The sequence below is a fragment of the Burkholderia sp. AW33-5 genome (assembly GCF_053427615.1).
On record NZ_JBSAXA010000014.1, the window covers coordinates 105614 to 120265 of the forward strand.

The following is a 14652-nucleotide window of genomic DNA, read 5'->3' on the forward strand; positions in this document are numbered from 1 at the left end:
GATGGGGCGCTCGTCATGACGCTCCCGGCCGAAGCGCCGGGACCGATGGCGTGGCTCAGAAGCGGTGGCGCATGCCGGCCGTGACCGCGATCTGCTTGTTCGTCGACGACGCGGTGCCGAGCCCGTTGATGTTCGCGCCGACCGCCAGGCCGTCCGCATTGACCCGCTGGTACTCGCCCTGCAGATACAGGTCGGTGCGCTTCGACAGCGCATAGTCGGCCTGCAGGTTGAACTGGTGCCAGCTCGGCGTCTGGCCGTCGAGGCGGCCGTCGGTGTACGTGTACGAGCCCGCGAGCGAGAACGCCGGTGTCAGCGCGTAGCGGCCGTTCACTTCGTAATTGTTGAAGCGTGTGCCGCCGGCGAGCGGGATGCCGCCCGACACACCGGACTGCCCGGCGCTGATCCTGGCCGAATCGGTCAGGCGCGTCTGCGTGAACACGAAGCCGGCCGTCGCGGGCCCGAACGTGTAGTTGAGGCCCGCGCCCCAGGTGCGCTGACGGCTGGCGGCAAACGTCCAGTCGCCGGCCACCGCGCCGGGGTCGCTGGCTGCGAGCGACAGCGCGTTGATGTTGTTGTTGAGCTGCATGTACGCGGCTGCAACGTTGAAGCCCATGTAGCTGTACGACGCGCCCACGCTGTATGCGCGGTTGTTCGAGAAATCGCTGGAATTCGAGAAGCCGTACAGCGCGCCGAACTTCAGGCCGCCGTAATTGGCACTCTGATACTTGACCGAGTTGTTGATCCGGAACGAGTTGTTCAGGTTGTCGTTGTCGAACGGGTGCGCGAACTGCGTGCCGCCGTATTGGGTGCCGGTCAGCGACAGCGGGCCGAGGAAATCGACGACGCTGTCGTACTGGCGGCCGAGCGTGAGCGACCCGTAGCTCTCGTGCGCGAGGCCGACGAACGCCTGGCGGCCGAATTCGCGGCCGTTCTGCTTGAGCGAACCGTTGTTGATGCCGAAGCCGTTTTCCAACGTGAAGATGGCTTTCAGTCCGCCACCGAGATCCTCGGTGCCGCGCAGGCCCCAGCGGCTGCCGTTGATCGAGCCGCTCGTCTCCTGCCACGCGCTGTGGCCACCCTGGTTGTTCGTATAAGTGATGCCGGCGTCGATCAGGCCGTACAGCGTGACGCTGCTTTGCGCATGGGCGGCGGTGGCGCACACGCCGGTCAATGCGGCGACGATCAGGGGCTTTTTCATGATCTGTCTCCAAACAGGATGATGTCGATCGAACCTGCTGCGGGCATCGGCGGCGTCGCGGGTCGGCGACGCCGTGCGCGTGGAGCGCGGCACCCTCGTCGGAAATCCATTTGCAGTGTACGGATGGGGCCGGGTGCAGAAGAAAATTGCTTCCGGCAATACTGTATTTTGAATCCCGCAAGAATAAGTGTATGCGCCGGGAGCCCCGGCCATCAAGGCTTTGCGGCAGCGCAGCAGGCGGAGAAGGTGCTCAGGACTGCATAAAGGGTGTCGTGGACGTTGCGCGATCGCGACAGGCACTCACTGGCGGGCGGAAGTAGGCCTGGCGCGATTATTGACACATCGGCAATAGAGGTTTGTGTGGAGCATGGATAATGAAAGGATGTTCTCTCGCTATACTGCGATCTCTGCTTTCCGAAGCAGACTTTTTCGTTGACGGAAAAGATCTCCAAACCTTTGTCGGCGCGACTTCCCAGTCGCGCTTTTTTTTTGCCCGTCTTCCAGGTCCCTATTGCGTGTACGAGCGTCGCTTGCGCTTGCCCGTGGGCGGCGTGTCGTCGGCTTCGGGTTGCGGCGGCGTATACGTCCAGTCTTCCATCACGTAGTGACGGGCGTCCAGCGGTGACGCCAGCAGGTTCTGCCAATGATCGCCGTGCCAGGTCGGGTCGAATTCGGTGTCGCAAGGTGTGTCGCGGGACTCGGCCAACGCGCGGGACTTGCGGCGCACGCGTGCGAGTCGGCTCGCGAAGCGTTTGATTCCGTCCAGCCACATGACCTTCTCCTTCCATTGCCTTGCACCAGCATCGCAACGTCCCTCGTTCTTCGCAATCCGGAAAAAACCCGAGGATTTTACCGCCCCGATTTGTCCCCGGTAGGTTTTTCACGGTTTCGATTATGTGGGATTCGATCCCGGTAATATTGACAGGTTTTTGGTGCGAATCAATTAATAAAAGACGATGGTGTACCGATTCCAGTGGTATTGACGTTTTTTTGATAAAGAAAGCGCCAAAAATTCCCTTGACGCGCCTGGATTGTCCAATTTATAAAGTCAGCACTCCGTCCCCGGGCGGAGCGCTGGGGGTGAGTGTCGGCGCGCCGTTGCGGGATTTCGGGAAGCGGCTATAAACAGTAGCTTTTTTGATCTAATCGAGTGGGGAACGAAGGTATGGATACCGGTATCGTAAAATGGTTTAACGATGCTAAAGGTTTCGGCTTTATTACGTCCGACAATGGCGGCGAAGATTTGTTTGCGCACTTTTCCGAAATCCGCATGGACGGCTTCAAAACGCTGAAGGAAAACCAGCGTGTGTCCTTCGAAGTGAAAGTCGGGCCGAAAGGCAAGCAGGCAGCGAATATCCAGGCGGTCTGACGCGCCACGCATTGCCGAACTCGTCCGGCCCCCGCATCGCGGGGGCTTTTTGCTTTTTGGGGCACGAAAACCAGGGACCGGCGAATCGAATCTGCTTCGGACTGGTCACGAACACGCCTGCCGGTGCATACTCACGGAAGCATCGTTTCTCCCGCTTTTTATGTCCGATTTCAGCCCGTCAGATCCCGCCTGCGAACAGCCGCTCGTCTTCGTCGACCTCGAAACCACCGGTGGTTCGTCCGCCGAACACCGCATCACTGAAATCGGCGTGGTCGAAATCGGCCCGCTGGGCGTGTCGACATGGACCACATTGGTCAACCCGGGGCAATCGATTCCGCCGTTCATCCAGCAACTGACGGGCATTTCCGATGAGATGGTGCGCGACGCGCCGTCGTTCGCGTCGCTCGCGCCCGTGCTGTTCGAGCGGCTCGACGGCAAGCTGTTCGTCGCGCACAACGCAAGCTTCGACCGGGGCTTCCTGCGTGCCGAATTCGAGCGCGCCGGCTTCGCGTTCAATCCGGACGTACTGTGCACGGTGCGGCTGTCGCGCGCGCTGTTTCCGCGGGAGGCGCGACACGGACTCGATGCGCTGATCGAACGCCACGGTCTCGTCCCCGCCGCCCGCCACCGGGCGCTCGCGGATGCCGATCTCCTTTGGCAGTTCTGGCGGCAATTGCACGAGATCGTGCCGCTCGAGCGTCTGCGCGACCAGATTACGCGCACGACGCGCCACTTCCGTCTCGCGGGCGGCATGACCGAAGCGTGGCTCGATACCGCGCCGGCCGGATGCGGCGCGTACGCGCTGTTCGGGCAGGGCGACGAAGCGCTGTACGTCGGCCGCAGCGTGCGCGTGCGGCAGCGCTTGCGTGCGCTGCTGACCGGCGAGCGGCGTTCGTCGAAGGAAATGCGGATTGCGCAGCAGGTGCGGCGCGTCGAATGGCGGGAGACCGGCAACGAACTCGGCGCGATGCTTGCGGAAGCACAGTGGATCGCTCGCCTGCGTCCGTCATACAACCGGCGTCCCGCGGCCGAAAGTGGCCGTGCCGGCAATGCGCCCTGGCCGTTCGACGGCCCGGTCGCGTTCGAGGCGAGCGGCGAGCGCCGCCTGTTTCACGTGATCGACGGCTGGCGCTACCTCGGTGCGGCCGAATCGCTCGATGCGGCCGCGCGGCTCGTGGCCGACGGCGCGGACGGTGCGTTCGAACCGCATACCCATCGTCTGCTGCAGACGCATCTCGCGCGCGGCCTGCAACTGATTCCGCTAGCGGCGCTCACGCCAGCCGACTGAGCACGGCCGTGCTGCCGCGTGCAATGGCCGTGCGCCGTCAGCCGATCGCGCTGGCGCCGCCGGCGGAGCAGACGTGCGACAGCGCGATGCCGAGCGCCTGCGTCTGGGTGCGGTCGTAGCGGGTCAGTGTCTTCCAGTTCGCGATGCTGCGTGCGAGCCGCGCCTGGCAGTCGGGTGCGTCGCGCAGCGGTGCGACTTGCGCGAGGCCGGCCAGCATCTTTTGCGTGAGCTGATCGAGCGCCGGCCGCGTGCTGGTCGCGAGGTCGGGCGGGGAGCCTTCCGGCGGCCGCGTCGCGCGCCACGTTGCAAAGAGCGCGTTCTGCACGTCCTTGCTCGCGGCGATCTGATCCTCGAAGAACGTGCGCGCGAACGCCGGATCCACGCCGGACTGTGCGGCGCGCTTCTCGACCGATGCGAGCAGTGCCGCTTCGCGCGGCTGGTCCTCGATCGCCTTGTGATTCGCCCATTTCCATCGCGCGACGGGTTCGGCAAGCGCGAGCCGCTGTGATGCGAGCGCGACGAGATTGGTGAGCGCGGTGTCGTCGCCGTCCGCGCGTGCGATGTGCGGTGACGAAAAAAGGGCGACGCCGAGCGCGGCGACAGCGACGCTGGCACGAATGGCTTGTTTCATCGGAACGATCGGGAGAACCGGACGGGCCGGAGGTGGAAAACCAGAAGGATAGACGAAGACAGTCGCGCGGCGGAACGACGCGACAGAAGAATCAGCGGACGCGCTGATCCGGCACCGTCAGGCCGTTGCAGCCCGGGTGCGAAGCGATCTGCGCCGAAAACGCAGCGATGAACCGCACGATATCGATCGACACGTGGCGGTTACAGAACGGAACGTAGGTTCACTTCGGCGAGTACAGCTTGTGCTGCTCGTCGAAGAATGCCCGGACATACTCGGGCAACTCGGCGAGGAATTCCACGCCGACGGGTTCCGGATCCGGGCTCATCACTTGCTCGGGCGGGGGCATGCGGGTTGGTCTTTCGTCCATGGTCGTTTCTCCAGCAGGTTCAATAATTATCAACCTCGCGCTCGGATTTATGCCAGAGGCGAATCGTTAGATTTTGTCTCTGTTGTATTAACGGCACATGCGCTGCTGCGCACCGTGCGATGCCGGCTATTGCACCTCGCACGTCGGCAACGATCGGGCCGCTTGTTATACTTGCGCGCACTTTTTCCTGGACCGCGATGAAACGAACGACGCGATGGATCGGCCTCGTATGGTTGGCGCTCGTACTGAACGTACTGTCGCCCGTCGTCGGCTACGCGCGTCTCGCATCGAACGGTTCCGGCGAGCTCACGCTCGAATTGTGCAGTGCGGCAGGTGCGCGTCAGATCGTCCTCGCGCAGTCGGGCGACGACCGCGGCACATCGTCGTTCGACCATGCCGGCGTGCCGCACTGCGTGTACTGTCCCGGCTTCGCGGCGAACGTGGCGCTCGGCACGAGCCTACCTGCGTTGCCGGGCTTCGTGCGCGCCTTCGCGTACCGGGCCGCCGCCCCGGCCGTTCCCGTTTTTCCCCGCAAGGGCATCCGCCTCGCGCAGCCGCGCGGCCCGCCTGAAAACGTCCCGATCTGATTGATATCGTCCGCGCGCCCCGGTGGCGCGCGTGCCGCCCGCGGCCCGGTCCGCGCGCCGCGCCGTGTGCGCGCGGCGCGTCGGCTCGCGCCCGGCGGCGTCCGGTCACGTTTTCAGGAATTCATCCATGTCGTTCACCTTCGCCGCGCGGCCGTCGCGCGGCCGGCTCGCGCTCGCCTGCGCGGCCGTTTTTGCCTGGCCTGCCGCGCAGGCGGCCACGATCGATGGCGTATCCGCCGACCCGGCGCCCGGCGGTCCGGGCGACCCGGCCGGCCATGCCGCACCGGTCGCCGCGCCCGCGCCGACGGGCGACACGCTGACCGCCGTCAGCGTTACCGCCCGGCGGCAACCCGTCGATCCCGATACGCCGGCCGTCGTCGAGTCGATCACGCGCGAGCAGATCGACGCGCACACCAACGTCACCACCGAGGACGCGCTGAAGTACGCCCCCAACCTGATGGTTCGCAAGCGCTACATCGGCGACCGCAACAGCGTGTTCGCCGGCCGCGACTTCAACGAGCTGCAGAGCGCGCGCGGGCTCGTCTACGCCGACGGCCTGCTGCTGTCGAACCTGCTCGGTTCGAGCTATGCGTATCCGCCGCGCTGGTCGCTGATCGCGCCCGACGATATCGCGCGCGTCGACGTGCTGTATGGTCCCTTTTCCGCGCTGTATCCCGGCAACGCGATCGGCTCGACCGTGCTGCTGACGACGCGGCGTCCCGACGCACTCGAGGCGTCGCTGTCGACGCAGTTCTTCACGCAGCGCTATCACGACGGCTACGGCTTCGCGGATAGCTTCGGCGGCAATCACCAGACCGCGCGGATCGCGAACCGCATCGGCAAGTTCTGGTTTTCGCTGTCGCTCGACCGGCTGGAGAACAACGGCCAGCCGATGCAGTATGCGAGCCCCAATTCAGCCTTCAACCCGAAGCTCGGCGCCGCGGTGCCGGTGACGGGGGCGGCCACCGACATCGGGCCGAACGGCAAGCCGCGCACGATCGTCGGCGCGCAGACCATCGAGCGGACCGAGCAGCTCAACGGGACGGTGCGGATGGGCTACGCGTTCACGGACCGCGTCGACGCGACGCTGACGCTCGGGCACTGGGAAAACCATTACCGGCAGCACGGCGAGACCTTCCTTCGCGATGCGGCGGGCAATCCCGTCTACGGCGGCAACGTGTTGATCGGCGGCCGGAACATGACCGTCGCGCCGAGCGCGTTCGCGCCGCAGCGCGGCGACCAGGAGAACTGGCTGTACGCGCTCGGCCTGAACGGCCGGCTCGATTCGGGCTGGCGGCTGTCGGGCGTGGTGTCGGCATACGACGTGTCGCGCGACGTGCTGCGCGCGGCGTCGACCGTGCAGGGCGGGGCGGGCACGCTGTTCCAGGGCGACGGCACGGGCTGGCGCACGTTCGACCTGAAGGCCGAGGCGCCGGAAGTGAAGGGCCATGCATTTACGTTCGGCTATCACTACGACAACTATTTCCTGCGCAACGTCACGTACAACACGGCCGACTGGCTGGCCGGGCCGACTGCGTCGCTCGCGAGCGTCTACCGGGGCGACACGCGCACGCAGGCGCTGTTCGCGCAGGACGCGTGGCGTTTCGCGCCCGGCTGGCTCGCGACCCTCGGCCTGCGCTACGAGCGCTGGGATGCATACGGCGGCGCGCTCGGCAACGCCAACGGCATGCTCGGCTATGCGGACCGCGGCGCGAATGCGCTGTCGCCGAAAGTCGCGCTGCAATGGGACGCGACGGACGTCTGGCGCTTCCGGTTGTCGTTCGCGACCGGCACGCGCTTTCCGACGGTCGGCGAACTGTTCCAGGGCACGATCTCGAACAACGCGATCGTCAACAACAACCCGAACCTGCGCCCGGAAAAGGCGATCGACTGGGACTTCACGGCAGAGCGCGACGTGGGTGTCGGCGTCGTGCGCGCGAGCGTGTTCCAGAGCGACCTGCGCGATTCGATCTACAGCCAGACGACGGTGTCGGGCGCGTCGACCGTCACCAACATCTCGAACGTCGATCGGGTGCGCGTACGTGGCGTCGAACTCGCATTCAGTGGTCAGAACGTCGGGCTGCGCGGGCTCGACATCGACGCGAACGTGTCGGCGAGCAATGCGCAGATTCTGGCCGACACTGCGAATCCGGCTTACGTCGGTTCGCGCTTTCCGCGCATCCCGCGCATGCGCGCGAACCTGCTCGCGTCGTACCGCTTCGACGAGCACTGGCTCGCGAGCGTCGGCGTCCGCTACTCGGGCCGCCAGTTCAATACGCTCGACAACGGCGACGTGAATCCGGACGTGTACGGCGGCACGAGCATCTTCACGGTCGTCGACCTGAAGGCGCGCTACCGGTTCGACCGTCACTGGACCGCGTCGCTCGGCATCGACAACCTGACCGACCGCCGCTATTACGTGTTCCACCCGTATCCGGGCCGCACTTTCTTCGGAGAACTGAAATGGTCGCTGTGAAATCGTTCGCGGCAGGCTGCGCGCTGTGGCTCGCGGCGCTGTCGCCCGCACGCGCGCACGACGCGCCGAACGCCGTCGATCCGCATGCGGCGCACATGAGCATGCAGGCCGCGCCGGCGCAGCAGAAGCAGCCGCTCGCGACCGGCGCCGCATTCGACGCGCGGCACCGGCTGTGGGTCGCATGGGTCGAAGGCGCGCACGTCGTCGTCGCGCGCTCGGACGACGCGGGCCGCACGCTGTCCGCACCCACGACCGTCAACGCGATGCCCGAGCCGATCTACACGAGTGCGGAGAATCGCCCGAAGATCGCGACGAGCCCGGACGGCAGCGCGGTGTACGTGTCGTGGTCGATGCCGCTCGATGCGCCGTACACGGGCATGGTGCGCTTCTCGCGTTCGCTCGACGGCGGCGCGACGTGGAGCGTGCCCGTCACCGTGCATCGCGACCGGCAGGCAATCACGCACCGCTTCGACATGATGGCGGTCGATCCGGCCGGCAACATCGCGATCGCGTGGATCGACAAGCGCGATCTCGTCGCGGCGAAGGCGGCGGGGCAGACGTACGACGGCGCGGCCGTGTACTACGCCGTGTCGCGCGACGGCGGCGCGTCGTTCGAGCCCGAGCGCAAGGTCACCGATCACACATGCGAATGCTGCCGCATCGCGATGGCGATCGGTCCGGCCGGACATATCGAAGCGGTGTGGCGCAACGTGTTCCCGGGGCAGATCCGCGATCATGCGCTCGCGGTGCTGCCCGTGTCGGCGTCGGAGCCCGTCGTGCCGGTGCGCGCCACGTTTTCGAACTGGCACGTCGAGGCGTGCCCCGAGCACGGGCCGGCGCTCGCGATCACGCCGGACGGCACGCGCCACATTGCGTGGTTCGGCGTCGTCGACGGTCGCGCCGACGTGTTCTACTCGCGCATCGGCGCCGATGGCCGGCCACTCGGCACGCCCTGGGCGTTCGGCGCGAATCCGTCGGTACCGGCCGAGCAGGCATCGCATGCGGCGCTCGTCGCGCGCGGCGATGTCGTGTGGCTCGCATGGAAGGTGTTCGACGGCGACACGATGCAGATCAAGCTGCGCCGCTCGGACGATCGCGGCGAGCACTGGTCGGCGCCGCGCGTGATCGCGTCGACGTCGGGCGCGAGCGACAACCCGCAACTGCTCGACGATGCAGGACGCATCTACCTGTCGTGGCGTACGCGTTACGACGGCTATCGGCTCATTCCCGTGGAGGGAGCGCGATGAAACGGCTGATGGTGTCGATCGGCGCCGTGCTTGCGAGCCTGCCCGCATGGGCCGGTGAACTGCAGCCGCTGCGCGCGGCCGAGGTCGCGAAGTTGTACGCGACGGCGCCCGAACGGCCGCTCGCGGTCGAGATCTGGTCGCTCGATTGCGGCTACTGCCGCGAGAACGCCGCGCATCTGGTCGCGTGGCAGCGCCGGCATCCGGACGTGCGGCTCGCGATGGTTTCGATGGACGCGTACGACGACAACGGTGCGGCGATCGCACAGGCGCTCGCGCAAATGAACCTGCCGCCGCAGGTCGCGCAGTATGCGAATGCGGAGCCGATGCCCGAGCGCCTGCGAGCGGCACTCGATGCGACGTGGCGGGGAGAAATGCCGCGTACCGTGTGGATCGGACGCGATGGCGCACGCGAGGCACGCAGCGGATTGCTGACGACCGACGTGCTCGACGGCTGGTTGCAAGGCGGCAAGCGCCGGTGAAAGCGGAAGGTGGCGCGCGGGCGATGCCGCGCGCCGCTTCGATGCAGATACGAAACGAAAGCGCGCCCGAGGGCGCGCGAGAAGATCGTCAGGCCGCGCGCCTGAACAGCCGGATCACGAACAGCAGGATCACGGCGCCGATGACCGCGACGATCACCGAACCGATGAAGCCGCTGCCGAGGCTGATGCCGAGCACCCCCGCCAGCCAGCCGCCGATCACCGCGCCGACGATACCGACGATGATGTCGACGATCAGGCCGAACCCGCCGCCCTTGACGAGCAGGCCCGCCAGCCAGCCGGCGATCGCGCCGATGATGAGCCACATAATCAAGCCATGAGTCATGGTGATCCTCTCCTTGTGTTGAGTCGAAATGACCGGACGTCGGCTGTTTCGCCGCAAGCTGCATGAAGGCGGCATGCGACCCGCCGCGCCGCCCACGCAATGTAACGCGATAGACGGGTCGGAATCGTTAAGTAATGTTATGCACCCTTAACGGGTTTTTCCAGGGGATTCGTCTGTCTACGCAATGAATCTGTAAGGAAAGGGGTGCCATGTGTCATCGTCCGTGCGTCGGCGTCGATGCGTCGGTGTCGGGCAGGCCGTCACCGGCGTCGGCAATCAGGCGGGTGACGGTCGCCGCGTCGCCGATCGCCTCGATCGCGAGCAGTGCGAAGCGCGCGAGAAAGAGCGATGCATCGGTTTCGCCGATGCGAGTCATCGTGCGGCACAGGTCGGTGTAAAGGATGTCGCGTTCGGTGTCGGTCATCATGCGTTCTCCTGAGGATCGGATGACGTGTGCGGGTGCAGCACGCGTTTGAGCGCGGCGCTCAGGTCGGTGACGCGCGCATCGTGCCAGCGGCCGAGCACATGTCCGTCCGGACGCACGAGATAGACGGTGCCGTCGCGCGCGCCGTACAGGTCGAACAGCCGGCCGTCGGCATCGTAGCCGCCGCATCGCGGATGTTGCGGTGCCGCGTGCCGCGCGAGCGTGACCAGCGCGAACGGTATGCCGGCGTCGCGCAGGCGTCGTTCGAGATCGGCGAACGACGGATCGGACGCACCGTCGCGTGTGAAGCGGAAAGCGGTGAAGCACGCGCCGACGAGATCGGTCAGGTGACCGCGACGCGCGCCGTTGTCGTTGCCGATGTCGCTCGACGCCTGCAGCATCAGCGGACATTCGGCGAGTACCGTGCCGGGCGGCGGCCCAGCGGAGAACGCATCGCGTTCGTCCGCATTGAGTGGCGACGCCGTGTAAGCGATGGCCGATGTCTGACGCGGATTGATCAGCGAACGCAACGCCGGATGCCGGGCCGCGAGCGTCAGCACGGCCTTGCGCATCAGGTCGAATGCGAACGACGGCGGCGCCATGAACTCGGTGCTCTTGGTGCCGTAGCGCAGGTTCTCGTGCGTCGCGAACACGCGCTCGTCCGAATAGCTGTCGAGCAGCGCGTCTGACGCGAGGCCGCGAATCACGTACGCCAGTTTCCACGCGACATTGTCGGCATCGTCGATGCCCGAGTTCGCGCCGCGCACGCCGAAGATCGGCACGAGGTGCGCGGCGTCGCCACAGAACAGCACGCGGCCGTGCCGGTAACGTTCGAGCGTCAGCGCGTTCGCCTTGTAGATCGTGATCCAGATCGGCGACCAGTCGCCGCGCTCGCCCATCATGTCGAGCAGGCTCTGCACGCGCGGGATCACGTTCTCGGGTTTGACGGCCGCTTCGGGATCCTCATCGTCGCGCAGCTGGTAGTCGATCCGCCACACGTTGTCGGGCTGCTTGTGGACGAGCACCGTCGAGCCCGGATTCGACGCCGGGTCGAAGTAGGCGAGTCGCTCGGTCGGCCGATCGCTGTCGAGCGCGATGTCGACGATCACGTAACGGCCTTCGTAGCTGGTGCCGTGCAGCGACAGGCCGAGCGCATCGCGCATCGTGCTGCGCCCGCCGTCGCTCGCGACGACCCAGTCGGCATCGAGCGCGTAGCCGCCGAGCGGCGTATCGACGTCGAGACGCACGCCGTCCGGGCGCTGCGTGACGCCGGCGACCTTCGTCTGCCAGCGGATTTCGATGAATTCGGGGCGGCGCAGTGCGGCGTCGAGCAGGAACTGCTCGATGTGATACTGCGCGAGGTTCACCATCGGCGGCAGCTTCTGGTTTTCGTCCTGCGGCATCGTGAAATGCAGCACTTCGTCGTGACGATAGAAGCTGCGTCCGCCGCTCCACGGCAGTCCGACGCGAAGGAAACCATCGAGTGCGCCGAGCCGCTCGATGATCTCGAGGCTGCGTCGCGAGATGCAGATCGCGCGGCTGCCGTGACAGACCGAATCGTCGGCTTCGAGCAGCACGCTGCGGATGCCGTGATTGGCGAGGCCGAGCGCGACGGCGAGGCCGACCGGCCCGCCGCCGACGATCGCGACGCGGTGCCGCTGCACGTCGACACCGTCGCTGCAGGTCGGCAGGTGCGCGGGATGGCGCGCGGCGACGAACGGATATGGCTTGAATTCGATGCCCATCGTTGGCTTCCAGGTTGCACTGTTGGAATGCGCACGCTCGACGACGCGATGCGTGCGGCAGGCTGGATGCAGTATGGAAGCCGTACCGAACACCGCTGTCCCCATTCCGGGTACAGCGTACGGCCGGCGGCGGGCCGGGATTTACCCTCGACGCGTTCAGGATCGGCGAGCGCGGTTCAGGGTTGCAGGCACAGCGCAAAGAGCTGGCGCTGGCTCGAGATGCCGAGGCGCCGGTACGCGCGCTTCTGGTACGTGACGACGCTGGAGGCCTTCACGCCGATCGTTTCACCGATCTCCTGCGCGGTCTGGCCTTCGAGCACGCCGCGCAGCACGTCGAGTTCGCGCTTGGACAGTGCCGGGCACGCGCCGCGCAGCCGCGCGAGCATCAGTTGCGGGATGCCGATCTGCGCCGCGCCGGCGAGCGCGTAGTGATGCTGCGCGGCCTGCGCGATCAGCGGTGCGAGTGTTTCGATGGCCGCGACCTCGCGCGGCTGGAACGCGCCGCTGCGATGCGCGCGATACAGGTTGATCGACAGCCAGGTCGAGTCGTTCGGCTGCATCAGCAACGCGAGGCGATCGGACACGTCGGGGCCGCGGTAGCAGGCTGCCCGATATGCGTCGTGGCAGATCTCGTCGCCGGCCTGCTGATGCAGCAGCACGTCGCGGCGGTGCGTTGCGCGACCCGCGGCCGAGACGATCTTCTGGTTGCCGTCGAGCGGATAGAAATGTCGCACGTAGGTGTCGGCGACGTCACGCAGGTAGCGGCCGCCGCGATGATCGGCGACCGACACTGTGCGTGGCCGGCTGCCGAACTCATACGCGAAGATCGTGCACTGCGTGACGGACAGCGCATCGTCGAACAGCTTCAGGATTTCCGCGGCGAACGCATTCGGCTCGCTGCCGCCGATCGCGGTGACGAGACCGGTCGCGCGGGACACGTCCAGTTGTCCGCCGAGGTTGGGTCGTTCGAGGCGCCAGATGCGCATGATGCGGGGGAAGGGCCGGGTGGTCCGGCGATTGTAATCGGCGGCGCGCGGCGCGGGAGTCGGGGGATGCCCGCAAGCGGAAATGACGGGGAGGGTGGCGCAGGACTTCGTGTATCGGAAATCGTCGCCGGAAAAGAGAAAAGGCCTGATAAGCGATGCTTATCAGGCCTTTATATCTTGGTGCCGGAGATAGGAGTCGAACCTACGACCTTCGCATTACGAATGCGCTGCTCTACCAACTGAGCTACACCGGCAGCAGAGAAATGAAATTATATGGTGAAATCCGAGATCTTGGCAATAGGTTTTGCGAAATTTTTTTCAGCTTGCTGCGGCTGCTTCGCGAAACCATCGATCCGGCGGACTTCCCGCTTTCACTTCACTGCGATGCAGCCTGTCAGGGCCACATCGCGAAGGCGCGATTGTACTGGCGTCTCGCACCTCCGTCTAGTGCTGCAGTGCAAATTTATTTGCCTTCGCCTTCGTTGTGATAGCTGGTCACGCGCTCGACTTCGTTCTTCGAGCCGAGGAACACCGGCACGCGCTGGTGCAGGCCGGTCGGCTGCACTTCCATGATGCGCTGCGTGCCCGTCGTCGCGGCGCCGCCGGCCTGTTCGACGATGAACGACATCGGGTTCGCTTCATACATCAGGCGCAGCTTGCCCGGACGATCGGGCGTGCGCTTGTCGGCCGGGTACATGAAGATGCCGCCGCGGTTCAGGATCCGGTGCACGTCGGCCACCATCGACGCGATCCAGCGCATGTTGAAGTTGTCGCCGCGCGGGCCTTCCTTGCCGGCGTTCAGTTCGCTGACGTAGCGCTGGACCGGTTCATACCAGTGACGTGCGTTCGATGCGTTGATCGCGTATTCGCGCGTATCGGCCGGGATCTGCATGTTGCTTTGCGTGAGCACCCACGAGCCGACTTCGCGGTCGAGCGTGAAGCAGTTCACGCCGTTGCCGGTCGTCAGTACGAACACGGATTGCGGGCCATACACCGCGTAGCCGGCCGCGACCTGCTCCGTGCCCGGCTGCAGGAACGATTCCTCGGTCGCCTGCTTGCCGTCCGGGCAGCGCAGCACCGAGAAGATCGTGCCGATCGACACGTTCACGTCGATGTTCGACGAGCCGTCGAGCGGGTCGAACACGAGCAGGTATTCGCCGCGCGGGTAGTTCGCGGGGATCGGGAAGAACGTTTCCATTTCTTCCGACGCCATTGCGGCGAGGTTGCCGCCCCATTCGTTCGCGTCGAGCAGGATTTCGTTCGACAGGATGTCGAGCTTCTTCTGCACTTCGCCCTGGACGTTCTCGCTGCCGGCGGTACCGAGTGCATCGCCGAGCGCGCCCTTCGACACGTTGTAGCTGATCGCCTTGCACGCGCGGGCGACGACTTCGATCAGCAGGCGGAGGTCGGCGGGGAGGTTGTTGGTCTCACGCTGCTGCTCGATCAGGAACTTGGACAGCGTGGTGCGGCGGGCAATGGACATGACAGACTCCGAAAGGCCAAAGAATCCTT

The 14652-nt window shown here is 65.8% G+C and carries 15 protein-coding genes and 1 tRNA gene; 6 read left to right on the forward strand and 10 right to left on the reverse strand.

The genetic code is table 11. The features are described 5' to 3' along the window. Positions 1–55: 55 nt before the first annotated feature. Positions 56–1198 (reverse strand): porin, encoded by a 1143-nt coding sequence (locus ACV22V_RS21860; RefSeq protein ID WP_059530117.1) that lies wholly within the window; start codon positions 1196–1198, stop codon positions 56–58. Between the two features lie 508 nt (positions 1199–1706). Continuing rightward, the gene (locus tag ACV22V_RS21865) at positions 1707–1970 is read right to left on the reverse strand and encodes a hypothetical protein (RefSeq protein WP_059530114.1); all 264 of its coding nucleotides are present in this window, start codon (positions 1968–1970) and stop codon (positions 1707–1709) included. A gap of 393 nt (positions 1971–2363) precedes the next feature. Here ACV22V_RS21865 and ACV22V_RS21870 point away from each other — a divergent pair, with 393 nt between their 5' ends. Next, entirely contained in the window at positions 2364–2567 is a 204-nt protein-coding gene (locus tag ACV22V_RS21870; RefSeq protein ID WP_027783827.1) for a cold-shock protein, read from the forward strand. A gap of 160 nt (positions 2568–2727) precedes the next feature. After that, positions 2728–3855 (forward strand): exonuclease domain-containing protein, encoded by a 1128-nt coding sequence (locus ACV22V_RS21875; RefSeq protein ID WP_448015537.1) that lies wholly within the window; start codon positions 2728–2730, stop codon positions 3853–3855. A gap of 37 nt (positions 3856–3892) precedes the next feature. Here ACV22V_RS21875 and ACV22V_RS21880 read toward each other — a convergent pair whose 3' ends face one another. Further along, complete coding sequence (locus ACV22V_RS21880) at positions 3893–4486, reverse strand: chorismate mutase (RefSeq protein ID WP_059530108.1); 594 nt, start codon at positions 4484–4486, stop codon at positions 3893–3895. A gap of 220 nt (positions 4487–4706) precedes the next feature. Then, positions 4707–4853 (reverse strand): hypothetical protein, encoded by a 147-nt coding sequence (locus ACV22V_RS21885; RefSeq protein WP_167359231.1) that lies wholly within the window; start codon positions 4851–4853, stop codon positions 4707–4709. A gap of 197 nt (positions 4854–5050) precedes the next feature. Between ACV22V_RS21885 and ACV22V_RS21890 the strand changes: the two genes are divergently transcribed. The 4 genes from ACV22V_RS21890 to ACV22V_RS21905 all read left to right on the forward strand — a co-directional run bounded on the left by ACV22V_RS21890 (position 5051) and on the right by ACV22V_RS21905 (position 9642). Beyond that, the gene (locus ACV22V_RS21890) at positions 5051–5440 is read left to right on the forward strand and encodes a DUF2946 domain-containing protein (protein WP_059530106.1); all 390 of its coding nucleotides are present in this window, start codon (positions 5051–5053) and stop codon (positions 5438–5440) included. 127 nt (positions 5441–5567) lie between these two features. Further along, entirely contained in the window at positions 5568–7916 is a 2349-nt protein-coding gene (locus tag ACV22V_RS21895; RefSeq protein WP_448015538.1) for a TonB-dependent receptor, read from the forward strand. Next, positions 7904–9163 carry an exo-alpha-sialidase gene (locus tag ACV22V_RS21900; RefSeq protein WP_448015539.1) on the forward strand — a complete coding sequence of 420 codons (1260 nt, stop codon included), beginning with the start codon at positions 7904–7906 and terminating at the stop codon, positions 9161–9163. The genes ACV22V_RS21895 and ACV22V_RS21900 overlap by 13 nt, the downstream gene beginning before the upstream one ends. Beyond that, positions 9160–9642 carry a TlpA disulfide reductase family protein gene (locus ACV22V_RS21905; protein ID WP_448015540.1) on the forward strand — a complete coding sequence of 161 codons (483 nt, stop codon included), beginning with the start codon at positions 9160–9162 and terminating at the stop codon, positions 9640–9642. Before ACV22V_RS21900 ends, ACV22V_RS21905 begins: the two co-directional genes overlap by 4 nt. Before the next feature lie 88 nt (positions 9643–9730). Here ACV22V_RS21905 and ACV22V_RS21910 read toward each other — a convergent pair whose 3' ends face one another. The 6 genes from ACV22V_RS21910 to ACV22V_RS21935 all read right to left on the reverse strand — a co-directional run bounded on the left by ACV22V_RS21910 (position 9731) and on the right by ACV22V_RS21935 (position 14623). Continuing rightward, entirely contained in the window at positions 9731–9985 is a 255-nt protein-coding gene (locus tag ACV22V_RS21910) for a GlsB/YeaQ/YmgE family stress response membrane protein (RefSeq protein WP_059530096.1), read from the reverse strand. A gap of 214 nt (positions 9986–10199) precedes the next feature. Then, a complete protein-coding gene (locus tag ACV22V_RS21915; protein WP_059530094.1) occupies positions 10200–10412 on the reverse strand; it encodes a hypothetical protein in 213 nt (70 codons plus the stop codon). Further along, positions 10409–12154, reverse strand: coding sequence for an FAD-dependent oxidoreductase (locus ACV22V_RS21920; protein ID WP_448015541.1), 1746 nt, complete (start codon positions 12152–12154; stop codon positions 10409–10411). The genes ACV22V_RS21915 and ACV22V_RS21920 overlap by 4 nt, the downstream gene beginning before the upstream one ends. A gap of 176 nt (positions 12155–12330) precedes the next feature. Further along, on the reverse strand, positions 12331–13140 hold the full coding sequence (locus ACV22V_RS21925; RefSeq protein WP_448015542.1) for a helix-turn-helix transcriptional regulator: 810 nt from the start codon (positions 13138–13140) through the stop codon (positions 12331–12333). A gap of 178 nt (positions 13141–13318) precedes the next feature. After that, positions 13319–13394 (reverse strand) — tRNA-Thr (locus tag ACV22V_RS21930). 209 nt (positions 13395–13603) lie between these two features. Next, positions 13604–14623, reverse strand: a complete 1020-nt coding sequence (locus tag ACV22V_RS21935; protein ID WP_059530086.1) for a class 1 fructose-bisphosphatase — start codon at positions 14621–14623, stop codon at positions 13604–13606. Between the last annotated feature and the right edge of the window lie 29 nt (positions 14624–14652).